24 protein-coding genes and 1 pseudogene are annotated in these 23,014 nt (G+C 71.4%); 12 read left to right on the top strand and 13 right to left on the bottom strand.

All coding sequences use genetic code 11. The features are described 5' to 3' along the window. Nucleotides 1-169 precede the first annotated feature (169 nt). Nucleotides 170-1,093, top strand: a complete 924-nt coding sequence (locus OG252_RS43795; protein ID WP_329343203.1) for an endonuclease/exonuclease/phosphatase family protein — start codon at nucleotides 170-172, stop codon at nucleotides 1,091-1,093. A gap of 61 nt (nucleotides 1,094-1,154) precedes the next feature. Here OG252_RS43795 and OG252_RS43790 read toward each other — a convergent pair whose 3' ends face one another. From OG252_RS43790 to OG252_RS43775, 4 genes are all read right to left on the bottom strand, one after another. After that, nucleotides 1,155-2,117, bottom strand: a complete 963-nt coding sequence (locus OG252_RS43790) for an electron transfer flavoprotein subunit alpha/FixB family protein (protein ID WP_266444631.1) — start codon at nucleotides 2,115-2,117, stop codon at nucleotides 1,155-1,157. 53 nt (nucleotides 2,118-2,170) lie between these two features. Beyond that, nucleotides 2,171-2,959 (bottom strand): electron transfer flavoprotein subunit beta/FixA family protein, encoded by a 789-nt coding sequence (locus OG252_RS43785; RefSeq protein WP_329343201.1) that lies wholly within the window; start codon nucleotides 2,957-2,959, stop codon nucleotides 2,171-2,173. Between the two features lie 219 nt (nucleotides 2,960-3,178). After that, a complete protein-coding gene (locus OG252_RS43780; RefSeq protein WP_266444625.1) occupies nucleotides 3,179-3,688 on the bottom strand; it encodes a flavin reductase family protein in 510 nt (169 codons plus the stop codon). Nucleotides 3,689-3,895: 207 nt separating this feature from the next. Next, on the bottom strand, nucleotides 3,896-4,309 hold the full coding sequence (locus OG252_RS43775) for a TlpA family protein disulfide reductase (RefSeq protein ID WP_266448844.1): 414 nt from the start codon (nucleotides 4,307-4,309) through the stop codon (nucleotides 3,896-3,898). Between the two features lie 77 nt (nucleotides 4,310-4,386). Here OG252_RS43775 and OG252_RS43770 point away from each other — a divergent pair, with 77 nt between their 5' ends. Further along, nucleotides 4,387-4,803 carry a DUF4395 domain-containing protein gene (locus OG252_RS43770; protein ID WP_329343198.1) on the top strand — a complete coding sequence of 139 codons (417 nt, stop codon included), beginning with the start codon at nucleotides 4,387-4,389 and terminating at the stop codon, nucleotides 4,801-4,803. A 190-nt stretch (nucleotides 4,804-4,993) separates the two neighbouring features. Next, entirely contained in the window at nucleotides 4,994-5,722 is a 729-nt protein-coding gene (locus OG252_RS43765) for a lysophospholipid acyltransferase family protein (protein WP_266444620.1), read from the top strand. Nucleotides 5,723-5,746: 24 nt separating this feature from the next. On the opposite strand, the gene OG252_RS43760 is transcribed toward OG252_RS43765, so the two are convergent. From OG252_RS43760 to OG252_RS43740, 5 genes are all read right to left on the bottom strand, one after another. Next, nucleotides 5,747-6,442 (bottom strand): B3/B4 domain-containing protein, encoded by a 696-nt coding sequence (locus tag OG252_RS43760; RefSeq protein ID WP_329343195.1) that lies wholly within the window; start codon nucleotides 6,440-6,442, stop codon nucleotides 5,747-5,749. 8 nt (nucleotides 6,443-6,450) lie between these two features. Continuing rightward, nucleotides 6,451-7,023: a transglutaminase domain-containing protein gene (locus OG252_RS43755; RefSeq protein ID WP_329343193.1), complete on the bottom strand. Its 573-nt coding sequence runs from the start codon at nucleotides 7,021-7,023 to the stop codon at nucleotides 6,451-6,453. 87 nt (nucleotides 7,024-7,110) lie between these two features. Continuing rightward, nucleotides 7,111-8,181 (bottom strand): threonine aldolase family protein, encoded by a 1,071-nt coding sequence (locus OG252_RS43750; protein WP_266444611.1) that lies wholly within the window; start codon nucleotides 8,179-8,181, stop codon nucleotides 7,111-7,113. 11 nt (nucleotides 8,182-8,192) lie between these two features. Further along, nucleotides 8,193-8,939, bottom strand: a complete 747-nt coding sequence (locus tag OG252_RS43745; protein WP_266444607.1) for an SDR family oxidoreductase — start codon at nucleotides 8,937-8,939, stop codon at nucleotides 8,193-8,195. A gap of 50 nt (nucleotides 8,940-8,989) precedes the next feature. After that, nucleotides 8,990-10,387 (bottom strand): DUF6421 family protein, encoded by a 1,398-nt coding sequence (locus tag OG252_RS43740; protein ID WP_266444604.1) that lies wholly within the window; start codon nucleotides 10,385-10,387, stop codon nucleotides 8,990-8,992. A gap of 283 nt (nucleotides 10,388-10,670) precedes the next feature. On the opposite strand from OG252_RS43740, the gene OG252_RS43735 reads away from it, so the two are divergent. Further along, a complete protein-coding gene (locus tag OG252_RS43735) occupies nucleotides 10,671-11,354 on the top strand; it encodes a glycerophosphodiester phosphodiesterase (RefSeq protein WP_329343189.1) in 684 nt (227 codons plus the stop codon). 135 nt (nucleotides 11,355-11,489) lie between these two features. Here OG252_RS43735 and OG252_RS43730 read toward each other — a convergent pair whose 3' ends face one another. Next, the gene (locus OG252_RS43730) at nucleotides 11,490-12,020 is read right to left on the bottom strand and encodes a GNAT family N-acetyltransferase (protein WP_329343187.1); all 531 of its coding nucleotides are present in this window, start codon (nucleotides 12,018-12,020) and stop codon (nucleotides 11,490-11,492) included. A 71-nt stretch (nucleotides 12,021-12,091) separates the two neighbouring features. Between OG252_RS43730 and OG252_RS43725 the strand changes: the two genes are divergently transcribed. The 3 genes from OG252_RS43725 (at nucleotide 12,092) to OG252_RS43715 (ending at nucleotide 14,494) form a co-directional block, all read left to right on the top strand. Next, entirely contained in the window at nucleotides 12,092-12,484 is a 393-nt protein-coding gene (locus OG252_RS43725) for a VOC family protein (RefSeq protein WP_329343185.1), read from the top strand. Nucleotides 12,485-12,604: 120 nt separating this feature from the next. Next, nucleotides 12,605-13,369, top strand: coding sequence for a VOC family protein (locus tag OG252_RS43720; protein WP_329343183.1), 765 nt, complete (start codon nucleotides 12,605-12,607; stop codon nucleotides 13,367-13,369). A 72-nt stretch (nucleotides 13,370-13,441) separates the two neighbouring features. Next, nucleotides 13,442-14,494: an aldo/keto reductase gene (locus OG252_RS43715; protein ID WP_329343181.1), complete on the top strand. Its 1,053-nt coding sequence runs from the start codon at nucleotides 13,442-13,444 to the stop codon at nucleotides 14,492-14,494. 13 nt (nucleotides 14,495-14,507) lie between these two features. Here the strand turns inward: OG252_RS43715 and OG252_RS43710 are convergent, their stop codons facing one another. The 3 genes from OG252_RS43710 to OG252_RS43700 form a co-directional block, all read right to left on the bottom strand. Next, nucleotides 14,508-17,084 carry a cellulosome protein gene (locus OG252_RS43710; RefSeq protein WP_329343179.1) on the bottom strand — a complete coding sequence of 859 codons (2,577 nt, stop codon included), beginning with the start codon at nucleotides 17,082-17,084 and terminating at the stop codon, nucleotides 14,508-14,510. Nucleotides 17,085-17,214: 130 nt separating this feature from the next. Next, entirely contained in the window at nucleotides 17,215-17,757 is a 543-nt protein-coding gene (locus OG252_RS43705; RefSeq protein ID WP_266444583.1) for a MarR family winged helix-turn-helix transcriptional regulator, read from the bottom strand. After that, the gene (locus OG252_RS43700; RefSeq protein ID WP_329343176.1) at nucleotides 17,754-19,433 is read right to left on the bottom strand and encodes an FUSC family protein; all 1,680 of its coding nucleotides are present in this window, start codon (nucleotides 19,431-19,433) and stop codon (nucleotides 17,754-17,756) included. The genes OG252_RS43705 and OG252_RS43700 overlap by 4 nt, the downstream gene beginning before the upstream one ends. A gap of 164 nt (nucleotides 19,434-19,597) precedes the next feature. On the opposite strand from OG252_RS43700, the gene OG252_RS43695 reads away from it, so the two are divergent. From OG252_RS43695 to OG252_RS43675, 5 genes and pseudogenes are all read left to right on the top strand, one after another. Beyond that, a complete protein-coding gene (locus OG252_RS43695) occupies nucleotides 19,598-20,143 on the top strand; it encodes a DUF5134 domain-containing protein (RefSeq protein WP_266444577.1) in 546 nt (181 codons plus the stop codon). Between the two features lie 132 nt (nucleotides 20,144-20,275). Beyond that, a pseudogene (locus OG252_RS43690) lies at nucleotides 20,276-21,053 on the top strand (M56 family metallopeptidase). Between the two features lie 67 nt (nucleotides 21,054-21,120). Continuing rightward, on the top strand, nucleotides 21,121-21,792 hold the full coding sequence (locus OG252_RS43685; RefSeq protein WP_329343173.1) for a phosphatase PAP2 family protein: 672 nt from the start codon (nucleotides 21,121-21,123) through the stop codon (nucleotides 21,790-21,792). Next, on the top strand, nucleotides 21,789-22,304 hold the full coding sequence (locus tag OG252_RS43680; protein ID WP_329343171.1) for a hypothetical protein: 516 nt from the start codon (nucleotides 21,789-21,791) through the stop codon (nucleotides 22,302-22,304). Before OG252_RS43685 ends, OG252_RS43680 begins: the two co-directional genes overlap by 4 nt. A 9-nt stretch (nucleotides 22,305-22,313) precedes the next feature. Beyond that, entirely contained in the window at nucleotides 22,314-23,006 is a 693-nt protein-coding gene (locus OG252_RS43675; protein ID WP_329343168.1) for an HAD family hydrolase, read from the top strand. Nucleotides 23,007-23,014: the final 8 nt, after the last annotated feature.

Here is a 23,014-nt window from a genome sequence, read left to right as displayed (position 1 = left end):
CCTGCTGGTCAACACCGTCTTTCATTCGGTCCACTCCGGCATCTCGGCATGTTCACGTCTGTCTGGCACCGTTCAACAGACAACTTCCCAGTGTCCACCGCGTCTTCACAGCACTCCCGTCCGACTCCCCCGTCCGACTCGCCCGGAAGCCGCCACAGAAGGAGCCCCTGTGCCGAACCACAGCCGAGTCACGCGCCGCACGGGCCTGAAGGCCGCGTTAGCCGCCACGATCTGCGTACCCCTGTCCAGTACAGCACTCTCGCCCGGACCGGCCTCGGCGGGTGAGCCGGCCTCGGCGGGCGAGCCGCAAGACGGCCGCCTTCAGGTCATGTCGTTCAACCTCCGCTTCGCGAGCACCGTCGAGCCCCACAGCTGGACCGCCCGCAGACCGGTGATGCGCGAGCTGCTGCGCCGCGAGAGGCCGCACCTCATCGGCACTCAGGAAGGCGTCTACCAGCAGCTGCGCGACATCGAGAGCGACCTCGGACCGGACTTCGACTGGATCGGAACCGGCCGCGCGGGCGGCAGCCGCGACGAGTTCATGGCGGTCATCTACGACGCCCGCAGGCTCGCCCCTCAGGAGTACGACCACTTCTGGCTCTCCGACACCCCGAACGTGATCGGCTCGAACACCTGGGGCGGCGCCCACATCCGGATGGTGACCTGGGTCCGCTTCCGTGATCTGCTCGACGGGAACCGGGAGTTCTACGTACTGAACACGCACCTCGACAACGCCAGTCAGTACGCACGCGCGCGTGCCGCGTCCCTGACCGCCCTGCGGATCGCCGGGCTGGACCGGACACTCCCGGTCCTGATGACGGGCGACTTCAACGTCGCCGCCCACAAGAACGCGGTCTACGACACGATGCTGGGCGCGGGCCTGGTCGACACCTGGGACAGCGCGGCCGAGCGGAGCAGGGTGTACGGGACCTTCCACGGCTATAAGCCGCTGACGCCGGACGGCGACCGCATCGACTGGATCCTCGCCTCGCCGGGCGTCACGACCCACCGCGCCTCGATCAACACCTTCGCACTGGACGGCCAGTTCCCGAGCGACCACCTGCCGGTGCAGGCGTCGCTGACCCTGGGATGAGCCGAGGCCCCCGTGACCGCTGCGGAAGCGGTCGCGGGGGCCTCGTACGCCCGGAGCGAGATCAGCCCTTGCGGGTGTTGATCTCCTCGGTGAGCTGGGGGACGACGTCGAAGAGGTCGCCGACGATGCCGTAGTCGACGAGGTCGAAGATCGGGGCCTCGGCGTCCTTGTTGATCGCCACGATCGTCTTGGAGGTCTGCATGCCGGCCCGGTGCTGGATCGCGCCGGAGATACCGGAGGCGATGTACAGCTGCGGCGAGACGGACTTGCCGGTCTGGCCGACCTGGTTGGTGTGCGGGTACCAGCCGGCGTCCACCGCGGCGCGGGAGGCGCCGACGGCCGCGCCCAGGGAGTCGGCCAGGGCCTCGATGACCGCGAAGTTCTCGGCGCCGTTGACGCCGCGGCCGCCGGAGACCACGATCGCGGCCTCGGTCAGCTCCGGGCGGCCGCTGGACTCGCGCGGCGTGCGGGCGGTGACCTTGGTGCCGGTCGCGGCGGCGGAGAAGGTGACGGCCAGGGCCTCGACCGTACCGTCGCCCGGGGCGGCCTCCACGGCGGCACTGTTGGGCTTGACGGTGATGACCGGGGTGCCCTTGGCGATACGGGACTTGGTGGTGAAGGACGCGGCGAACACCGACTGGGTGGCCACCGGGCCCGACTCGCCGGCTTCCAGGTCGATCGCGTCGGTGATGATGCCGGAGCTGATGCGCAGCGCGAGGCGGGCGGCGATCTCCTTGCCCTCGGCGGAGGACGGCACCAGCACAGCGGCCGGGGAGACGGCCTCGTAGGCGGCCTGCAGGGCGTCCACCTTCGGCACGACCAGGTAGTCGGCGTACTCGGCGGCCTCATGCGTGAGAACGCGGGTCGCACCGTGCTCGCCGAGGACGGCGGCGGTGTCGGCGGCACCGGCACCCAGCGCGACGGCGACCGGCTCGCCGATGCGGCGGGCCAGGGTCAGCAGCTCCAGGGTGGGCTTGCGGACGGCGCCGTCCACGTGGTCGACGTAGACGAGAACTTCAGCCATGGGAATGCTCTCCTGCGGATTGCGAAGTCTGAGGGGCGGTGAGGGGGGTGGGGCTAGATGAACTTCTGGCCCGCGAGGAACTCGGCGAGCTGCTTGCCGCCCTCGCCCTCGTCCTTGACGATCGTGCCGGCGGTACGCGCCGGGCGCTCGGCCGCGGCGTCGACGACCGTGTAGGCACCCTCCAGGCCGACGTCCTCGGCCTCGATGTCCAGGTCGGACAGGTCCCAGGCCGCAACCGGCTTCTTCTTCGCGGCCATGATGCCCTTGAAGGACGGGTAGCGCGCCTCACCCGACTGGTCGGTCACCGACACGACGGCCGGCAGGGAGGCCTCCAGCTGCTCGGTGGCCGAGTCCCCGTCCCGGCGACCCTTCACCACCCCGTCCTCCACGGACACCTCGGACAGCAGGGTCACCTGCGGCACGCCCAGGCGCTCGGCCAGCAGCGACGGCACCACACCCATGGTGCCGTCGGTGGACGCCATACCGGAGATCACCAGGTCGTAACCGGCCTTCTCGATCGCCTTCGCCAGCACCAGCGAGGTACCGATCGCATCCGTGCCGTGCAGGTCCTCGTCCTCGACGTGGACCGCCTTGTCCGCGCCCATCGACAGCGCCTTGCGCAGCGCGTCCTTGGCGTCCTCGGGACCCACCGTCAGGACGGTGACCTCGACGTCGTCATCGGAGTTCTCGGAGATCTGCAGCGCCTGCTCGACCGCGTACTCGTCCAGCTCGGAGAGCAGACCGTCCACGTCGTCCCGGTCGACGGTCAGGTCATCGGCGAAGTGCCGGTCGCCAGTGGCGTCGGGCACGTACTTCACAGTGACAACGATCCTCAAGCTCACGCCGGCTCTCCTACTGCATCGTCAGTTTTCGGCTGCCTACTTGCAGGCAGCATAGGCGCCCCAAGCGGCCGATCCCGGTCGGAGCGACCCGCGCTCCGACCGAAATATTACTCGTCAGTACACCCAGTTCGTTCCCGCTAAGCAAGCGCTTTGAACTGTGACCTTTGCAACGCAGCGTAATCGGAACTCGACCGCTTCGCAGAAGAGGGGTCGCGCCGATCAGTCGCGCAGCCCGTGGAACCGACCCTGGTGGTAGAGCAGCGGGCGGCCGGGACCCGTGGAGTCGCCGAGGACGACCTCGGCCAGCACCAGGCGGTGGTCGCCGGCGGGCACCCGGGCGACGATCCGGCCCAGCAGCCAGGCCTGGACGTCGTCGAGGACGGGAACACCCTCGGGGCCCTCGCGCCAGGCGGTCGCCGCGCCGAAGCGGTCGGCGCCGCTGCGGGCGAAGGTGGCGGCCAGGTCCTGTTGGTGCTCGCCGAGTATGTGCACTCCGACGTGATCGGTCTCGGCCACCGCGGGCCAACTGGAGGCGCCGGTGCCGATGCCGAAGGACAGCAGCGGGGGTTCGGCGGAGACCGAGGTGAGGGAGGTGGCCGTGAATCCGACGGGGCCGGCGTCACCGCGGGCGGTGATCACGGCGACTCCCGCCGCGTGCCGCCGGAAAACCGAGCGGAGCAGGTCGGGCGAGGCGAGCCGGGTGGCGTCGAGGTCGGGCGTGGCCGTCATGGAGCTGTCCTTCTGCGAGAAGTGGCGGGGGCGTCCTTGGCTGCTCAACAGCCCGGACAGCGCGCGCTCGCGTTGCGGGCCAGGTCGACGTGGACCCGCCCGAAGAGAAGGAGTTCCGAAGGCATACGGTCAGGCTGACGATAGGTGGTGCGCACAGTCAAGTACGTCCCGGCATATGGGAGATGGCTCACCCCTGCTCTCCTGCCCTCAGACCGCCTCTCCCAACGCGGCGATGACGTCGGCCTTGCGCGGCTGTCCGACCGCCCGTCGTACGACCCGGCCATCGGCGTCCAGGACCAGCACGGTCGGGGTCTTGAGGATGTCGAGTTCCCGGACCAGCTCCAGCCGCTCCTCGGCGTCGATCTCGACGTGGGTCACGCCGGGGACCATGTCGGCCACCTCGCCGAGGACTCGTCGGGTCGCCCGGCAGGGGGCGCAGAAGGCGCTGGAGAACTGGACGAGCGTGGCGCGCTCGCCGAGCGGGCCACCGAGTTCGGCCACGCCGAGCCGTTTTCCGTCGTCGCGCCCGCGCACCCGTACTCTCCCGCTCCGCCGCCGATGCAGCACTCCGAAGGCGCTCGCCGCAGCGAGCACCGCCACACACACCACAAGTCCGGTCATCTTCTGCACCAGCATTCACGAGACTGCAAAGATTCCCGCCTCCCCAGAACCCGTCCGCTGCGGGATCCTTGATCCTTATGGACATCGATGCAAGGGGGCCGCGCTTCGGGGCGGCCGTGACGACCGTCGTACTGGCGGTCGTGCTGATCACGGGGAGCGCCTGGCTGCTGGCCTGGCAGACCCTGGCGTTCGCGCTGGGCGCGGCGGGCGGGGTGGGGCGTTCACCGTACGGCTGGCTGTTCCGCCGGGCCGTGCGGCCGCGGCTCGGGCCGCCCACCGAGTTCGAGGCGCCCGAACCGCCGAGGTTCGCCCAGGCGGTGGGACTGGTCTTCGCGGGCCTGGGCCTCGTCGGCTTCGCGCTGGGCCCGGAGTGGCTGGGACTCGCCGCCACGGGGGCCGCGCTCGCCGCCGCCTTCCTGAATGCCGCGTTCGGGTACTGCCTGGGGTGCGAGATGTACCTGCTTGTACGTCGGGTAACGGTACGCACGGAGTAAAGGCGGATTAAAAGCCCGAGGTGGATCACTGGGTGGAAGTGACGAGAATCTCGCCATGGTCGGGCACGAAGACTGGCTCCCGGTCCGTTCTTGGGGCACGATCTGCGAGATGCCGTAAACCTACGGCTGCGTAGCTTTCCCGCCGGGGGTTTCCTTTTCCCAGGCAGAGAAGGAAGGGTCCACTCCGTCCATGGCAGAGCTTGTCTACCGTCCCGTCGTCGGTCTCGCCCAGGCGTTGTTCAAGGTGTGGGACCTCAAGATCGACTGCAAGGGTTCGGAGAACATCCCGCGCTCGGGCGGCGCCGTGCTGGTGAGCAACCACATCAGCTACCTGGACTTCATCTTCGACGGACTCGCGGCGCTCCCGCAGAAACGCCTTGTTCGCTTCATGGCGAAGGAGTCGGTTTTCCGCCACAAGGTCTCCGGCCCGCTGATGCGCGGGATGAAGCACATCCCGGTGGACCGCAACCAGGGCGAGACGGCGTACGCCCACGCGCTGGACTCGCTCAGGTCCGGCGAGATCGTGGGCGTCTTCCCTGAGGCGACGATCTCGCCGTCGTTCACGCTGAAGAGCTTCAAGTCGGGCGCCGCGCGCATGGCCCAGGAGGCGGGCGTGCCGCTGATCCCGGTGGCGCTGTGGGGCACCCAGCGGCTGTGGACCAAGGGCCACCCGCGCAACTTCAAGCGCAGCCACACCCCCATCACCATCCGCGTCGGCGAGGCGATCGAGGCCTCCCGCGACAAGTACGCGGGCGCGATCACCCGGCAGGTGCGCGAGCGGGTGAACGAGCTGCTGGAGGCGGCCCAGCGCGCCTACCCGGTGCGCCCCAAGGACGCGGACGACACCTGGTGGATGCCGGCCCATCTCGGCGGCACCGCGCCGACCCCGGAGCAGGTCCGCGAGGCCGAGGCGCGCTGATCCGCCACGCTCCGCCGGGGCGGATCAGGACACCGGGGACCCGACCGCGATCCGGGCTCCCGGACTGAACTTCTCCAGCAGCTCGGCGAGTTCGGCCGCCGCCGCCTCGACGTCGGCGACCGGCATCGGGGCCAAGCTCTCCAGCAGGAAGATCCCGGAGACGGTGTCCTCGGTGAGCCGGGTGCGCGGCCCCTGGCGCCAGTTCCAGCGGCGGCAGGTCACGCCCGCGTCGTCGCGCCACACCACCTCCCCCGCGTCGGGGTGTTCGACGACCTCCTCGCCGCCGGCCACGGTCACGAAGTCCTCGTCCCCGGTGGCCCGCACCAGGTGCATGCCTCCCTCGATGCGGTCGACGTCCTCGCCGCCGACGGGGATCAGGTGGGCGACGCTGATCGCGTTGTAGAGGTCCACCAACAGGTTGATCCGCGGCAGCCCGCCCTCCGACAGGGCCCTCTTGGCCAGCGCCTCCGCCGAGTTGCGGGTCCGTGAGGGCTTCGACCCGAACGCCGTGTAGGCCTCGCGCCAGGCGGCCATGTGCGGGTCCTCGTGCGGGGCGCGCCCGTCCAGGCGTACGGCGAGCCGGCGGGCCGCGTCGTCGAGGAGGGCCGAACTGGCGTCGGTGCTGGGCCCGTTGACGAGGCCGTGCGCCTGGATCGCGAGGTGGGTGAAGCCGGGTGCGAGAGCGCGCACCTCGTCGGACACGGTCAGGGTGAGAGTCATCGCTTGCCTCAGAGTGCGGTGGGGAGGGTCTTCCAGAGGTACGCCCGGTCGGGGGCGGCCTGGAGTACGCCGAGGACGACCGGGTGGGGTTCAGCGTACAGGACCGGGTAGTCCAGCTCATTGGACTCCGAGTCGGGTGTGAAGGCCAGCCGCTCGCCGTCGAGGGAGAACTGGGCGTTCACCCCGGGCTTGTTGCCGCGGGGGTCCTGCCGATGCCAGGCACCGTTGAAGCGCACGGCGACCAGGCCGTGCACCTCCCCGAGCTTCTGGTAGCACAGGGCCGTCGGGATGTCCTCGGCCCGCAGCAGCGCGGCCAGCGCGTGCGCCTTCGCGTAGCAGATGCCGGTGCCCTGCTCCAGGACGTCGGAGGCACGCCAGGTGACGCGGAGGTCACCGCTGTCGGCGGAGTGCGGGATGGTGTCGCGCACGAACTCGAAGGCCAGCCGCGCATAGGCATACGAGTCCTCCGCCTGCCTGGCGAGACGCGCGGCCGTGTCGCGCACGATCGAGTGGCCATGGTCGATGACCTCGTCGGCGGCCAGATACGCGGACAGGTCAGGGGTGTCCTGGATCAGCTGCATGCCTGGAGAGCATAGGAAAGCGATCACCCGCGAGTCAATGACTTTTCAGGTGACCGCATACCTATGCACTCTCGCGCGTCCCGTCGGCTAGCGCGCCATCTCCTCCTTCAGCGCCGCCACGAACGCGTCCACGTCGTCCTCCGTGGTGTCGAACGCGCACATCCAGCGCACGACACCCGCGGTCTCGTCCCAGAAGTAGAACCGGAACCGCTCCTGCAGCCGCACGCTCGCCTCGTGAGGGAGTCGCGCGAAGACCCCGTTGGCCTGCACCGGGTAGAGGATCTCCACGCCGTGCACGGCCCGTACGCCCTCGGCGAGCCGCTGGGCCATCTCGTTGGCGTGGCGGGCGTTGCGCAGCCACAGGTCCTTGGCGAGCAGGGCCTCCAACTGCACCGACACGAAGCGCATCTTGGAGGCGAGTTGCATGGACAGCTTGCGCAGGTGCTTCATGTGACTGACGGCGTCCTGGTCGATGACGACGACCGCCTCGCCGAACAGAGCGCCGTTCTTCGTGCCGCCCAGGGAGAGGATGTCGACGCCCACCGCGTTGGTGAACGTCCGCATCGGGACGTCCAGCGAGGCCGCCGCGTTGGCGATGCGGGAGCCGTCCAGGTGGACCTTCATACCGCGCGCGTGGGCATGGTCGCAGATCGCGCGGATCTCGTCGGGCGTATAGAGGGTGCCCAGCTCCGTGCTCTGGGTGATCGAGACGACCTGCGGCATCGCACGGTGCTCGTCCTCCCAGCCGTACGCCTGCCGGTCGATCAGCTCGGGCGTGAGCTTGCCGTCGGGCGTCGGCACGGTGAGCAGCTTGAGGCCGCCCATGCGCTCGGGGGCGCCGCCCTCATCGACGTGGATGTGCGCGCTCTCGGCGCAGATCACCGCGCCCCAGCGGTCGGTGACCGCCTGGAGCGCGACGACGTTGGCGCCGGTGCCGTTGAAGACCGGGAACGCCTGGGCCGTCGAGCCGAAGTGGCTGCGGACGATCCGCTGGAGGTTCTCGGTGTAGTCGTCCTCGCCGTACGCGACCTGGTGCCCGCCGTTGGCCAGGGCCAGGGCGGCGAGCACCTCCGGGTGGGCCCCGGCGTAGTTGTCGCTGGCGAAGCCGCGGACGTCCGGGTCGTGGTGGCGCCGGGCGTCGGTCCTCGGTGGGTTCACGGCTTCTCGTATCACGGCTTCTCGGTCAGCCACAGACGCATTCCGTTCACTTCTGCGGCGGGCTTCTCCCAGACCCCGACGATCTCCTCGGCCAGGTCCTTGACGTCGGTGAAGCCCGCGAACCTCGCGTTGGGGCGCTCGGCGCGCATCGCCTCGTGCACCAACGCCTTCACCACCAGGATCGCAGCGGCGGACCTCGGCCCGTCGCCGCCCCCGGCCTTGCGGAAGGCGTCGGCCAGCGCGAGCGTCCAGGCCTCGGCTGCGGCCTTGGCGGCGGCGTAGGCGGCGTTGCCCGCGGTGGGCTTCGAGGCGCCGGCCGCGCTGATGAGCAGGTACCGCCCGCGCTCGCTGCGCTGGAGACCCTCGAAGAAGGCCAGCGAGGTGTGCTGCACGGTGCGGATGAGCAGGAGCTCCAGGAAGTCCCAGTCGTCCAGACTCGTCTTGACGAACGTCTCGCTGCCGCGCCAGCCGCCGACGAGGTGGACCAGGCCGTCGATCCGCCCGAACTCCTTCTCGGTACGGACGGCCCAGTCCCGGGTCGAGCCCAGGTCGAGCAGGTCGACGGTCTCGCCGGTGACGGTGGCGCCGCCGGCGCTGTAGCGCGCCGCGTCCACGGCCTCCGCCAGCCGCTCCGGGTCGTTGTCCGCGCCGACGACGGTCGCTCCCGCCTCGGCGAGCCTGAGCAGCGTCGCCCGCCCCGCGGGTCCGCCCGCGCCGGCCACGGCGATCACCGCACCGCTGAGAGCCCCATTCCCCATGATCTTCGCCTCCTGAGCAGTGTGCGCTGGTTCGCCGTGCACGCGATCGTTCACGCGGCGACCCGTTCGGCGCTCTCCGCCGTGATGCCCTTGGTGGAGGCGATCACGTTCTTCAGCTTCTTGGAGAGGGCCTCATAGAACATGCTCAGGGGAAACTCGTCCGGAAGCACGTCATCCACGAGTTTTCTCGGCGGCTGGCTCAGGTCGAGGGCGTCGGGGCCCTTGGCCCAGCGGGAACCGGGGTGCGGGGCGAGGTAGGTGGAGACCAGCTCGTAGCCGGCGAACCAGTGGACGAGCTTGGGGCGGTCGATGCCCTCGCGGTAGAGCTGCTCGATGTCGGCGCACAGCTGGTTGGTGACCTGGGGCGCGCGCTGCCAGTCGATGAACAGCTTGTTGTCGGTCCAGCGGACGACGTCGTGCTTGTGGAGGTAGGCGAACAGGAGCTGGCCGCCGAGGCCGTCGTAGTTGCGCACGCGCTCGCCGGTGACCGGGAAGCGGAACATGCGGTCGAACAGCACGGCGTACTGCACGTCACGGGCCTGCGGGACGCCGTCGGCCGCCAGCTTCACGGCCTCCCTGAAGGCGGTGAGGTCGCAGCGCAGCTCCTCGAGGCCGTACATCCAGAACGGCTGCCGCTGCTTGATCATGAACGGGTCGAAGGGCAGGTCGCCGTGGCTGTGGGTGCGGTCGTGGACCATGTCCCACAGGACGAAGGCCTCCTCGCAGCGCTTCTGGTCGTGGACCATGTCGGCGACGTCCTCGGGCAGCTCCAGGCCCAGGATGTCCACCGCGGCGGCGGTCACCCGGCGGAAGCGGGCGGCCTCGCGGTCGCAGAAGATCCCGCCCCAGCTGAACCGCTCGGGGGCCTCGCGCACGGCGATGGTCTCCGGGAACAGGACCGCCGAGTTGGTGTCGTAGCCGGCCGTGAAGTCCTCGAACGTGATGCCGCAGAACAGCGGGTTGTCGTAGCGGGTGCGCTCCAGCTCGGCCAGCCAGTCCGGCCAGACCATGCGCAGGACGACCGCTTCGAGGTTGCGGTCCGGGTTGCCGTTCTGCGTGTACATCGGGAAGACGACCAGGTGCTGGAGGCCGTCCGCGCGGCTCGCGGCGGGCTGGAAGGCCAGCAGCGAATCGAGGAAGTCGGGGACTCGGAAGCCGCCGTCCGCCCAGCGGCGCAGATCCTTCACCAGGGCCTGGTGGTAGGCGCTGTCGTGCGGGAGCAGCGGCGAGAGCTCCTCGACGGCGCTGACGACCCGCTGTACGGCGCGTTCGGCGTCCGTCGGGTCAGGGGCGCCCTCGGCGTCGAAGTCGATCGACCCGTCCTTGGACTGCCATGGCCGGATCTGCTCCACGGCATCCTTGAGCACGGGCCACGCCGGATGCTCCACCACCCTGGCCGCGGGAGGAACCTGGTCCCCCGAACCCACCTGCACAAGAATTTCCGTCATGTCCCATCCTCCACGGGAGAACCTCGCGTCAGCACACCGTATGCACAGGGGGTTTCTCCCAGCAAGTCCACCCTCGGGAAATTATCCCGCACCACCCCGATGGTCACAGGATATTTTCCTGCCTGACACGCGCACGGCAACCGCTTCCGCTTCGTACACCCGCTCCCGTCGCCGGACCGGGTCCATCGCGGGGCGAGGCCGTTAGGCTGCGATCTGCCCGCGCGCCCGTCCGCCCCGGCCCGCGCGAGCTGCCGAGCCGCCCCCGACGGAAGCGAGTCGAACCTTGAACTTCCTCACCATCGGTCACCGCGGAGTCATGGGTGTCGAACCCGAGAACACCCTCCGTTCCTTCGTCGCCGCCGAGCAGGCGGGCCTCGACGTCATCGAACTCGATCTGCACCTGAGCAAGGACGGCGCCCTCGTCGTGATGCACGACACCGAGGTGGACCGTACGACCGACGGCACCGGCCCGATCGCCGAGCAGACCCTCGACGAGCTGCGCGCCCTGGACGCGGGCTGTGGCGAGCGGGTCCCGGTGTTCGAGGAGGTGCTGGACGGCGTGCGCGCGCCCTTGCAGGCCGAGATCAAGGACGTGGCGGCGGCGCGCGCGCTGGCGGAGGTCATGCACCGCCGGGACCTGGTCGCCCGGGTGGAGGTGTCCTCGTTCCACGACGAGGCGATCGCCGAGATCGCCCGGCTGGTGCCCGGCGTACGGACCGCGCTCATCGGCAGCCGGTTCGGCCCCGACATCGTGGACCGCGCGGTCGCTGCCGGTGCCGCGACCGTCTGCCTGAACATCCGCCGGCTCACGCTGGAGGTGGTGGAAAACGCGCGCAAGGCCGACCTGAAGATCATCGGCTGGGTGGTGAACACGCAGGACCACCTGCGGCTCGTACGGGCCCTGGAACTGGACGGCGCGACCACCGACTACCCGGAGATCAAACGCACCGGCCGCTTCACGGCGTAGGCGCTCCGCTGGGTAGTGCCGCGTTGTGTCGTCGGTCGCCCGCGGCGCCGTCGTGGCTGGTCGCGCCCACGCGGCGGAGCCGCATGTTCAACGCGGCCCCGCGCCCCTTCAGGGGCGCTGCCCAGCCGCAAATGATCACGCGAGTTCCTTGACCAGCAGCTCGAACTGCAGGTCGTCGCGCTGCGGAATTCCGAAGCGCTCGTCGCCGTACGGGAAGGGGGTCATCTTTCCCGTGCGGCGGTAGCCGCGGCGCTCGTACCAGGCGATGAGGTCGTCGCGCACGGAGATCACGGTCATCTGCATCTCCTTGACGCCCCAGGTCTCGCGGGCGATCCGCTCCGCCTCCGCGATGATCACCTTGCCGAGGCCCGCGCCCTGGAGCGCCGGGCTGACCGCGAACATCCCGAAGTAGGCGTGCGCGCCCCGGTGTTCGAGCTGGCAGCAGGCGACGACCCGTCCGTCGCGTTCGACCGTGAGCAGCCGGCTGTCGGGCGACTTGATGACCTCCAGTACGCCCTCCGGATCCGTCCGCTGCCCTTCGAGGATGTCCGCCTCGGTGGTCCACCCGCTGCGGCTGTCGTCCCCGCGGTACGCCGACTCGACCAGCGCGACCAGCGCGTCCACGTCGGCGTCGGTGGCATCGCGGAAGGTCAGGGCGGTTTCCATGGTCGACTCTCCGGTTCTCGGGCGGTTCGGGCCCCGACGAGAGTAGCCCGCCGCCACTAGGCTCCGGATGCATGGTGCACGTACTGAGCGGCAGGATCCTGCTGCGCCCCACCGATCCGGAACGGTCCCGTGCCTTCTACGGCGAGCAGCTGGGGCTCGCTGTCCATCGAGAGTTCGGTACGGGGCCGCAGCGCGGGACCGTCTACTTCCTCGGGGGCGGCTTCCTGGAGGTGTCCGGACAGTCCGACGCGGCTCCGTCGCCGGCCGTGCGGTTGTGGATGCAGGTCGAGGACGTGTCCGCCGCGTACGACGAGCTGCGGGCCAAGGGGGTCGAGATCGTGCGGCCGCCGGTGAGGGAGCCGTGGGGGCTGATCGAGATGTGGATCAGGGACCCGGACGGCACGCGGATCGTGCTGGTGGAGGTTCCGGCGGACCATCCGATGCGGTACCGGCCCGGGAGCTGAGCCACCGCACAGGTCGCTCCCGGTCCGCGAGACCGCTCCGCGCCGCCGGATGGCCGGGCCGACGGACCGGCGCTAGCGTGCGAAAGGAGACGCCCGCGTCGGCAGGAAGGCCGTGACGTCATGAAACTCGACAAGCCGGTGGCCGGCGGGCCGTGCTGGGCCGAGGTGGGAGCGCCGGACCTGACGGCGGCCAAGGAGTTCTACTCCGCCCTCTTCGGCTGGCGGACGGAGACGGACAGCCGGGAGGAGATGGGCGGCTACACAATCGCCTACCTCGGGCAGCTCCCGGTCGCCGCGCTCGTCCCGCTGGGCGAGGAGCCGCAGCCCGTCGTCTGGTACGTGACGTTCGCCGTGTCGGACGTGGACGCCACGGTGGAGAAGGTGAGGTCGGCGGGCGGCTCGGTGGTCTTCGAACCCGGGAACGTCCCCGGCATGGGCCGCTTCGCCTCCGTCACCGATCCGCAGGGCGCCGCCTTCCATCTGTGGCAGGCGGCGGGCTTCGAGGGCGCGGGTCTGCTCAACGCCCCCGGCTCACTGGGCTGGGTGGAGCTGATGACCAGGGCTCCCGAGCGGGCCGTCGACTTCTACACGACGGTGTTCGGCTGGAGCGTCAACGCCTCGGAGCGCTACACGCAGTGGGGCCTCGACGGCTCGGACTTCGGCGGCATGGTCACGATGGACGACAAGTTCCCGCACGAGGTTCCGCCGCACTGGCTGCCGTACTTCGCGGTGGCGGACGTGGACGCGGCCTCGGCCACGGCGACCGAGGCGGGCGGCACCATCCTGATGGAGCCGACGTCGGTGCCGGACGGTCCGCGGATCGCGGTGCTGCGGGATCAGGCCGGGGCGATGTTCGGCGTGTACATCGCGGGCTACGAACGCTGAGGACCTGCGCTTGCGTTGAAGTGCGCTCCAGCTCCTAGCGTCGTACGCACGATCTGCCTGAAGGGAAAGTGCGTGCGTTACACACTGTTCGGCAAGACCGGTCTGCGCGTGAGCGAGCTGAGTCTCGGGGCGATGACCGTCGGGGACGACCTGGGCTGGGGTGCCGACAAGGAGACCAGCGCCCGGATCCTCGACGCCTACGCGGACGCCGGCGGCAACTTCGTCGACACGGCGAACATCTACACGGGCGGCAGTTCGGAGCGGATCCTCGGGGAACTGCTCGAAGGGCGGCGCGACGAGTTCGTCCTGGCCAGCAAGTACACCTGCGGGATCCGCGAAGGGGACGTCAACGCCGCGGGCAACCACCGCAAGAACCTGGTGCAGTCGGTGGAGGCGAGCCTTGAGCGGCTGCGGACCGAACGGCTGGACGTCCTGTGGGTGCACGCCCGCGACAACTTCACGCCGGTCGAGGAGGTCATGCGGGCACTCGACGACCTCGTACGGACCGGCAAGGTGCTGTACGTCGGCGTCTCGGACTGGCCCGCCTGGGAGATCGCGCAGGCCAACACCCTGGCCGAGCTGCGGGGTTGGACCGCATTCGCGGGCTCGCAGCTGCGGTACAACCTGCTGGAGCGGACGCCGGAGCGTGAACTGCTGCCGCAGGCGCGGGCGTTCGACCTCGCCGTGCTCGCCTGGGCGCCGCTGGCGGCCGGGAAGCTCACCGGCAAGTACCGCAGGGGCGAGTCGGGGCGGCTGGACCTCTGGGACGACAGGCCGACCTCTCAGGAGGAGGACGTCATCTCCGCCGTCCTGGACATCGCGGAGCAGGGCGGCTGGAGTCCCGCGCAGGTGGCCCTGGCCTGGCTGCTCGGCCGCCCCGGCAACGTGGTGCCGATCGTCGCCGCCACCAAGGAGAGCCAGCTCGCCGACAACCTCGGCTGTGTGGACGTCCGGCTCGACGCCGACGTCGTGGCCCGGCTCGACGAGGTGAGCACCGTGTCGCTCGGGTTCCCGCACGACTTCGTACGGGAACCCGCCATCACCCGCAACATCTACGGCGACCGCTGGCCCGAGATCGCCGATCGGCGCTCGACCTACCGCCGCACGGCCACCGAGATCCTCTAGAACGGCGCGGCCTCTAGAACAGGGGGGTCACGGTGACCTGGTCGACGACGGGTGCGTAGGCGGAACGCTGACCGTACTGGTTGCGCGACTCGCCCCCGAAGTCGGGGAGTTCGTCGGCGGTGAAGGTGACCGTGTTGGTGCCCTGTTCCAGGGTGACGGGGACCGAGAGGTTCCAGAAGTTGTTGAAGTGGAAGGTGGTGGGGAACAGGACGCGGCGCGGGGCGGCTCCGTTGACGGAGATGTCGGCGTGGCGGCAGACCGGGTCGGGGTTGTAGTGCGTGGCGGGCGCCTGCTCGCCGTTGGCGTAGCGGACGGTCAGCGCGTGGCGTCCGGTGCGGTCCGCCGTCACGGTCAGCGTGAGCGCGTTGTCGGGGCCGCCGCCGATGCCGTCCACCGCCTTGCCGCCGGTGGCGTACGCGTATCCGGTCACCTTCGCGGTGCCGGTCAGGGCGCCCTCCTCGGCCGGGTGGGTTGTGCTGAGCAGCAGGTCACGGGACGGGCCGACCCGCAGCCGGTCCACGACGAGGAGTTCCGAACCCCCGGTGACCGTGAGCTTGTTGACGCCTCCGGCCAGGAAGAGCGGTACGGCGCCCCGCTCGACGCGGCCGACGTCCTCGCCGTTGACCGTGAGCAGCCCCTCCCCCGGGCCGAGGACGTCGACGGTCACGCTCGCCTCGCCGTCGTCGGCCGCGTGCACCCAGAAGGTGACCGTGCCCCCGCGTGGGAGTACGGCGGCGCCGGGCCCCGAGGCCCCGCGGTGGGCGTGGCTGACGACCGCTCCGCCGCCGAGGGACGCGTACTCGGCCTCGTACAGGGCGGTGCCGTCGTCGTCGCGCAGGGCGAGGTCCAGCTTGTCGACGACCGCGTCGCCCTTCGTGACGCCGAGGTCCGGGTCCTGCGCGGCGAGCGTGATGCGGTGCCTGCCCGCGGTCAGCTCCACGCGGGTGTCGGTGTGGCCCCACACCGCCCACTTGTAGCCGAGCGGCAGCCGCAGCTCGCGCGGCGCCTCGCCGTCCACGCGCAGGAAGACGTTGGTGGGGCCGAACTCCCTTACCAGCTCGGCCTGGTTGTGGGAGTTGGCGAACACGCCGACCTCGTACGTCCCGTCGTACGGGACCTCGACGTCGAAGGCGAGCACGCCGTCGGAACCGGTGCGCAGGCCGCCCACGTGGTAGCCGCCCGAGGTGGCGAACCTGTCGACGTCCAAGGGGGATCCCTCGGGTCCGTTCTTCGAGTGGCCGGTGCCCGTGTAGGTGGCGTCCTCGGCCTCGTAGGTCCGCCGCCACCGGATCGCGGGCGGCAGCGACGCGGCTCCGTTGCCGCCGGGCGACAGGACGGCCTGGTAGGCGGACATCGCGTCGAGGTCGCTCACCGGCAGGGTCACCCGGCCGTCCACGACCGGCAGTTCCTCGTCCCGCAGCCGCAACGGCTGGGCGCTCGCGCCGACTTGCCCCGTCCAGGGAATCTCGTGGAGCCGTAGGTGCACGGTCGTGCCGAAGACATCGGGGTCGACGCCCTCGAAGACGACGTCCGCGGTGCCGCCCGCGCCGCCGAACAGCACGCGGGCCTGCCGCTTGGCCGGGTCCAGCGTGGCGACGCCCTGGAGGGTGTACTGCACGTTGGGATGCGGGGCCACGACCCGGACGGTGTTGCCGGTCAGCTGGCCGTAGGCGTTGAACAGCCACCACTGGCCGTTGGCCTTGTTCGCCTCCACCGCCGAGTCGTTGAGGTTGCCGGCGATGTTCCAGTACGCCAGGTCGGCGTCGACCTTGGACTCCTCGATGGCGGAGATCCACTGCACCATCTGGCCGGGCACGGAGACGTGGTAGTTGTGCGCGTACTCGTTGAGGTTGACGGGCAGCGGGCCGATGCCCAGCTCACGCTCCATGTCCCGGTACTTGGCGACGTTCGTGCGGACCTCGGCCGGTGACGACAGCTCGTGCCAGGTGATCACGTCGGGCAGCACGTCGTGCTCCTTGGCGAACTCCAGGAAGCCTCGGACCTCGGGATACAGGATGCAGGTGTTGGGGCCGGCGACGCGGGCGTCGGGGTCGAGGCCCTTGATGAGGTGGTACGTCTTCTTCCAGGCCGCGAAGTAGTGCCGAGGGTCAGTGCGCCAGGAGACTCCATTGTGGCTCCACTCCCCCTCGCCGAACATGTTGCCCTCGGGTTCGTTGAACGGGACGTACACGACGTGGGACCTGTCCGGGCCGAGGGTCAGGACGTGCTCCACCTGGCGGCGGACGATCTCCAGGAAACCGGCCAGCCGTTCCTCGCCGTCGGCGCCGGGCCACTCGTACGGGAAGCCGCGGTAGAAGTCGGGCAGGTAGACGTACACGTCCCGGCCGCCGGCCGCGACGAAGGGCGGCAGGATCTCCAGCGCGTCGCCGCCGGGGTGCTGGATGCCGTCCTGGGCCTTGGTGGTGACCGTACGGACGTACATGCCCTCGACGAGGGTGCGGCTCGGCACTCCGTCGCCGTACAGGCCGTAGAGGGTTCCGCTCGCGCCGCCGTGGAAGGGGCCGGTCTCGGTGCCGAGGTCAACGGTGAGGGTGTCGGGGGCGGGCGTCTCGGCTGTCACGGCATCCATCCTTCGTCCGGTATGTCGTACGCCGATCGATGATCCGAACCGGCCTGGTCGAACGTAGGAACCATGCGCTGCCGACGTCAATGGCGCGCCGGTCTCCGAAACTTCCGAAACCCGGGCGCGGGAGACGGGTTCAAGGGCGCAGTACCCCCTGGAGCCCCTCGAGCCGGCTCAGCAACCCGGAGAGCAGTTCCGCCAGTTCGTCCTGCTCGGTGGAGTCCAGGACCGACAGCACGGCGGTCTCATAGGCCAGTTGCTCGGGCAGGATGCCGTCGACCAGGTCGCGCCCGGCGTCCGTGAGACGGAGGTGGGCGACGCGGCGGTCGCGGGCGTCGCCGCGGCGCTCGACCAGGCCGCGTTCGGTGAGGGCCTTGAGGCGCTTGGTGACGGCGGCGCCGGAGGAGAAGGTCTCGCGGGCCAGTTCGCCGGGGGTGAGCTCGTGGCCGGTGCGGCGCAGCGCGCCGAGCAGGTCGAACTCGGGGCGGCTGAGCCCGGCCCGGCGCAGCGGGGCGTCCTCGGCCTGCTGGAGGAGGGCGGCGGAGCGGTTGATGCGGCCGATGATCTCCATGGGGCCGGTGTCGAGGTCGGGGTGGACGGACTGCCACTGCCGGACGACCGCGGCGACGGTGTCGCTCCTCGTCGCTCCGGGGGCGCCCGCTCCGCTGCTCGCCGTCATGGCCGTACGTCCTCCGTCGTCTCGTCCGTGCGCCGGTCCAGGTGCGGTCCCCGACGCCGTACCGTCGCCGCGAGCGTACGGTGTCCGGACTGCTCGGCGAGCACGACCCTCTCGTGCGGCAGGGCCCGCTGCCACCATTCGCCTGACGCGGCCTCAGCGGTGGCGCGCAGGTCGACGAGCGCGGCGGCGAGGGCGCGGCGGGCGGATTCCAGGGCCGCGGGCGCGGGGTGCGGCTCGGCCAGGAGGCGTGCGGCGCGCTCGCGGGAGCGCTCGACGGCGGTCAGCGCACGCTCCACGCCGGTGCCCGCGCGCCGGTTGGTGACGGCGACGGCCGCGAGGAAGCCGACCAGGGCGCCGACGACGGTGTCCACGATCCGCTCGGTGATCAGCCGGCCGGGCTCCTGGTAGCCGGCGAACTCGGTGATGAGCAGGGCCATCGGGGTCACGCAGACGCTGCCGAGCCAGTAGTTGCGGCTGATCAGCGCCTCCGCGCCGAAGTTGAAGGCGAGGCAGCACAGCACCAGGGCCGCCGGGCCGAGGTGGGCCAGCGGGGCCACGGCGGCGAAGAGGAGGACGCCGACGAGGTTGCCGACGACGCGCTGGACGCCCCGGCTCCAGGTGAGGGTGAGGTTGGCCTGGTAGAGCGAGGCGGCGGTGACCAGGGCCCAGTAGGGGCGGCCGACCCCGACGGCGAGGGAGGCGTAGCCCGCGAGGGCGCAGCCGAGGGCGGTGCGGACGGCGAGCGGGGTCAGCGGTCCGAGCCGGCTCCACCACGGGCGGGCCGGGGCGGCGAATTCGGCGTCCACACCGAGGAGTTCGTCGGTCTCGGCGGGCAACGGGCCGGCCTGCGGGACCGGGCCGGTGCCGCGCAGTGCGCGGGCCCAGGTGCGCAGCCGCTCCGGGTCCGTGTCGACGGGCGCCGCGAGGGCGATCTCGGCGCGTACGACGAGCCGCTCCAGGGCGCGCCGGGTCCCGGTGGGGGCGCCGGCGGAGAGCAGTGACTGCCAGGCGGCCTGCACGGCGGCGGCCGCGGCGGCGCGGGCCCGGGCGTGGCCGTCACCGGTGCCGCGCGTGGTGGCGTACGCGGCCGCCGCGTGCAGGGCGTGTGCGGTGGCGCGGCGCTCCGGGCCGTGCGGGCGCAGCAGGCCGGGCGCCATGCCGATGAGCCAGGCCCAGACGCCCGCCGCGACGGCCAGCGCCAGGTGGGCCGGGATCTGCCCGAGGGACTGGGGTGCGAACAGGGCGGCGGTGCTGATGAAGGTGAGGACCACATTGCCCGGCGGCCCGATCCGGGTGGCGTCGCACAGCACCTTCTGTACGGCCGCCAGGACGGCGCCGACGGCCACGAGAACGACGGCACTGGAGGTGAGGGAGGCGGCGAGGAGGGCGACGGCGAGGCCGCCGATCATGCCGAGGACGACCCAGGCCAGGGCGCGGGCCCGGGCGGCGTAGGGGCGGTTGTGGGCGTAGAGCGCGCACAGCGCCCCGGCCATCGTGTACATCGCCAGGTCGAGCCGGTCGAGGGCCAGCAGGATCAGGTTGGGCGGGGCGACGGCGACGACCACGCTCACAGCGGGCTTGAACCAGATGTCGGAGGGCCGGCCGAGACGCAGCACGCCGGCGAGGGGGAGGCGGCGGGCGGGCGAAGCGACGGGAGTGGGGGCGGCACGGCTCATGGCGACAAGCTTAGCAGGTGTTTTACCTGTAAAAGATAGCCGCTCACCTGCTGTGCTCCGCCGAATGCTCCCCGCTTGCCCCCTTGCGCTCGCTTGCGCGCCCGCATCGCCCGGGCATTCCTTGACCGACCGTCGAGCACCGACCGTCGAGCGGGGAGGTGGGCGTGCACGGACCGGCTTCGCCCGGCTGGCTGCTGGTGGCGCTGTGTGCGGCGACCGGGGCGTACTGCCTGCTGCGGATGCGCAGCACCGTCGAGGAACAGCGCCGGGCCGCGGGCGGCGAGGCGCTGATGGGCTTCGGCATGGCCGCGATGGCCGTGCCCGCCACGGCGTTCACACCCCCGCCCTGGGCCTGGCCCGCCTACGCGGTCGTGTTCGGCGCTGCCGCGCTGCACGCCCTGTGGGCGGCCCGGGCCGGCGCCCACCATCTGCACCACCTCGTGGGTGCCTCGGCCATGGTCTACATGGCGGTGGTCATGGCCGCCTCCCCCGGACACCACCCCGCATCCGGCGGCACCGGGATCCCGCTGCTGACGGGGGCGCTCCTCCTCTACTTCACCGGGTACGTGCTGCTGTCCGGCCTCCGCCTGGTCCCCGTCGCCGTCGCCGTCGGCGGTGCGGCCGGGGGGTGGCGCGACCGGCCGGAGCTCGCCCGGGCGTGCCGGCTGTCGATGGGGATCGGGATGGTGGCGATGCTGCTGACGCTCTGAGGCGGGTCGCGCCGCGGCGCCGGTCGCTCGGACCGCCGTAGGCAACCGTTGCCTGCGTCACTTCGTGTGGCAGGCCGTGCCGGTGAGCGGCACCGCGCTCACAGGCCGCGCTCATGAGGCTCCCCGCGGCACTTGACGCTCAGCGCGGCGACCGCCTGGCAGGCGGAGCGGGGTCAGGTGTTCGCCCCCGCGCCGAACGTCGTCGTGGAGGCGTACACGCTCGGTACGGCCGAGCCGTGGGCCGCCGCGACCGCGGTGGCGCTCGCCTGCGGCGGGGTGTGGAGCGCGGCGATGCTGGTCCGGGAAGTCGTACGGGCGCGTGCCCGCCGTCGGCTGCGCCGGGCCGAACTCCTGCTCCGCGCCCCGTTGTTGCCCGGCGAGAGGGCCGCCGGCAGTCGGCTCGTCGTCCTTGAGGGTGAGCGGCCCGACGCCTGGTGGCTGGGGAGCGCGGCGCCCCGGCTCGTCATCACCACGGCCGCGCCGCGCCGCCTGAAGGGCCGGCAGCCGGACGCCCTCGTCGCGCACGAGGAGGGTCATGCGCAGGCCCGCCACGACTGGCTGCTGCGCTGCTCGGCCACGCTGGCGGGCGGGTTCCCGCAGGGTGCCGGTCTTCGCCGCGTTCCGGGACGAGACGCACCGGCTGGTCGAACTCGCCGCCGACGACATGGCCTCCCGCCGCTTCGGCCTGCTGACCACCGCGCTCGCCCTGGTCGGGCTCAACGAGGACCGGGCCGTGTTCGGCCCCTGCCCGACCCCGCAGGCGCAGGTGCCGCAGCGCGTCCACCGGCTGCTCGCGCCCCCGGACCGGTTCACGGCGGCCCGTCGGCTGCGGCTGACGGCGGCGGCCGCGCTGGTGTCGGTCGTGCCGGTGCTGCTGGCGTTCGTACCGGGGTCGCGGGCACTGGGATGAGGTGCCTGAGAGGGCGGGCGGGACGTGGGATTGGCTTCGTGCCCCATGGTTCGGCGAGGATCGCAGCATGCACACTCCGCCCGTCGACTCCCCGCCCCGCCCGCCGGCGTACCGCGGCGCCGCCCGCGCCGCGGGCATCCTCGCGCTGTGCTCGGCGCTGCTGATCGCCCTGGTCGCCGCCGAGTGGCATCCCCTGTTCACCCTGGACGGCGACATCGCCGACACCGCTCACCGCTGGGCCGTGGACGACCCGGACGTCACCCAGACGTCCCGCATCCTGACGGACTGGGTCTGGGACCCGTGGACGATGCGCATCCTGTGCGCGGTCGTGGTCGTGTGGCTGGTGTGGCGGCATGCGGCCTGGTGGACGGCCGGATGGCTGGCGGTGTCCGCCGCGCTGGGCACAGCGCTGCAGCAGGGCCTCAAGGCCGTGGTCGGGCGCCCGCGGCCGGTCTGGCCCGACCCCGTCGACTCCGCCCACTACGCCGCCTTCCCCTCCGGCCACGCCCTGACCGCCACGGTCGTGCTGGGCCTCCTCCTGTGGCTGCTGCACCACCACGGCGCCGACCGGATCCTGTGGCGTACGGCCGTCACCGTGGCCGTGATCTCCGTCGTCGGCGTCGGCCTGACCCGCGTGTGGCTGGGCGTCCACTGGCCCTCGGACGTGATCGGCGGCTGGCTGCTGGGCGCGCTGGTGGTGGCCCTGGCGGTATCGGTCCACCAGCGACGACACCCGTGACCCCGCCCCCGCGTAGCTACCGCTACATCGGCCCGCCCGAACCGAGATCGACGGTACGGCCGGACAGCACGGGCCGGATCGTCCGCTCCGCCGACGATCTCGCCGTCTGGCAGGCCGAGCGCGGGACGGCCGAGAGCGCGGAGCCGTTCACCTTCGTCGTCGCCCTGGACGGCCTGCTGCGGCTCGCGCCCCGCAGAAGCGAACACGTGGCGTGCGCGGGCGGCGGCGACGTCCTGGCCGCGGGCGAGATCGGGTTCCACCGCGACGTCGGGCGCCGGACGGTCCGCGAGGTCACCAACCAGTCCACCGGTTACTGCCCGGACCTCGACTCGTGGCAGGCCGTCGCCCACGCCCTGGACCTCGCGGGCATCGGACATCCCGGCCGCTTCACGCACGAGGTCGTGTTCCGGCGGTGCGAGCGGTGCCGGGAGTGCTCCGTGGTACGCGAGGGCGACTTCGTCTGCGTGTTCTGCGGCAGCGATCTTCCCGTGGCGTGGAACATCGCCCCTTAAGATCACCCCATGGCCGCCGTGTTGTTCGACTTCTCCGGAACCCTCTTCCGTATCGAGTCCACCGAGACCTGGCTGCGAGCCGTCCTGACCGAGGCCGAGCTGCCCCTCAGCGAGCCCGAGTTGCTGCGGACCGCGCATGCTCTGGACCGGGTGGGCGCGCTGCCCGGCGGAACCCACCCCGTCGAACAGATCCCTGACGAGCTCGCCCACGTCTGGGAGATCCGCGACAAGAGCGCCGAGCTGCACCGGGCCGCGTACACCGGCGTCGCCCGCCAAGTGCCGCTCCCGGATCCCGCGTTGTACGACGCGCTGTACGACCGGCACATGTCCCCGGTCGCCTGGGCGCCCTACGCCGACGCCGCCATGGTGCTGCGGACGCTGCGCGAGCGCGGGATCGGCGTCGGCGTGGTCAGCAACATCGGGTGGGATCTGCGACCGGTGTTCCGCGAGCACGGCCTCGACTCCTGCGTCGACACGTACGTCCTGTCGTACGAACACGGCATCCAGAAGCCGGACCCCCGGCTGTTCGCGACCGCCTGCGCCGCACTCGGCGTCGAGCCGCCCGACGCCCTCATGGTCGGTGACGACCGGCGGGCGGACGGCGGCGCGGCGGCCCTGGGCTGCCGGGTGCACTTCGTGGACCATCTGCCGGTGGCAGAGCGGCCGGACGGGCTGCGGCCGGTGCTGGATCTGGTGGGCTGAGCCCGTAT

The organism is Streptomyces sp. NBC_01352, assembly GCF_036237295.1.
GTDB lineage: Bacteria > Actinomycetota > Actinomycetes > Streptomycetales > Streptomycetaceae > Streptomyces > Streptomyces plumbiresistens.
This window is presented reverse-complemented; position numbering and strand designations above follow the sequence as displayed.

Bases quoted from the DNA above. Each gene is read 5' to 3' on its own strand.
- OG252_RS43790 (WP_266444631.1), bottom strand. From the start codon at position 2,117: ATGGCTGAAGTTCTCGTCTACGTCGACCACGTGGACGGCGCCGTCCGC.
- OG252_RS43740 (WP_266444604.1), bottom strand. From the start codon at position 10,387: ATGACGGAAATTCTTGTGCAGGTGGGTTCGGGGGACCAGGTTCCTCCC.
- OG252_RS43675 (WP_329343168.1), top strand. From the start codon at position 22,314: ATGGCCGCCGTGTTGTTCGACTTCTCCGGAACCCTCTTCCGTATCGAG.
- OG252_RS43780 (WP_266444625.1), bottom strand. From the start codon at position 3,688: ATGACGGCCACGCCCGACCTCGACGCCACCCGGCTCGCCTCGCCCGAC.
- OG252_RS43770 (WP_329343198.1), top strand. From the start codon at position 4,387: ATGGACATCGATGCAAGGGGGCCGCGCTTCGGGGCGGCCGTGACGACC.
- OG252_RS43760 (WP_329343195.1), bottom strand. From the start codon at position 6,442: ATGACTCTCACCCTGACCGTGTCCGACGAGGTGCGCGCTCTCGCACCC.
- OG252_RS43700 (WP_329343176.1), bottom strand. From the start codon at position 19,433: ATGAGCCGTGCCGCCCCCACTCCCGTCGCTTCGCCCGCCCGCCGCCTC.
- OG252_RS43775 (WP_266448844.1), bottom strand. From the start codon at position 4,309: ATGACCGGACTTGTGGTGTGTGTGGCGGTGCTCGCTGCGGCGAGCGCC.
- OG252_RS43685 (WP_329343173.1), top strand. From the start codon at position 21,121: ATGCACACTCCGCCCGTCGACTCCCCGCCCCGCCCGCCGGCGTACCGC.
- OG252_RS43745 (WP_266444607.1), bottom strand. From the start codon at position 8,939: ATGGGGAATGGGGCTCTCAGCGGTGCGGTGATCGCCGTGGCCGGCGCG.
- OG252_RS43720 (WP_329343183.1), top strand. From the start codon at position 12,605: ATGAAACTCGACAAGCCGGTGGCCGGCGGGCCGTGCTGGGCCGAGGTG.
- OG252_RS43705 (WP_266444583.1), bottom strand. From the start codon at position 17,757: ATGACGGCGAGCAGCGGAGCGGGCGCCCCCGGAGCGACGAGGAGCGAC.
- OG252_RS43710 (WP_329343179.1), bottom strand. From the start codon at position 17,084: ATGGATGCCGTGACAGCCGAGACGCCCGCCCCCGACACCCTCACCGTT.
- OG252_RS43765 (WP_266444620.1), top strand. From the start codon at position 4,994: ATGGCAGAGCTTGTCTACCGTCCCGTCGTCGGTCTCGCCCAGGCGTTG.
- OG252_RS43730 (WP_329343187.1), bottom strand. From the start codon at position 12,020: ATGGAAACCGCCCTGACCTTCCGCGATGCCACCGACGCCGACGTGGAC.
- OG252_RS43725 (WP_329343185.1), top strand. From the start codon at position 12,092: ATGGTGCACGTACTGAGCGGCAGGATCCTGCTGCGCCCCACCGATCCG.
- OG252_RS43755 (WP_329343193.1), bottom strand. From the start codon at position 7,023: ATGCAGCTGATCCAGGACACCCCTGACCTGTCCGCGTATCTGGCCGCC.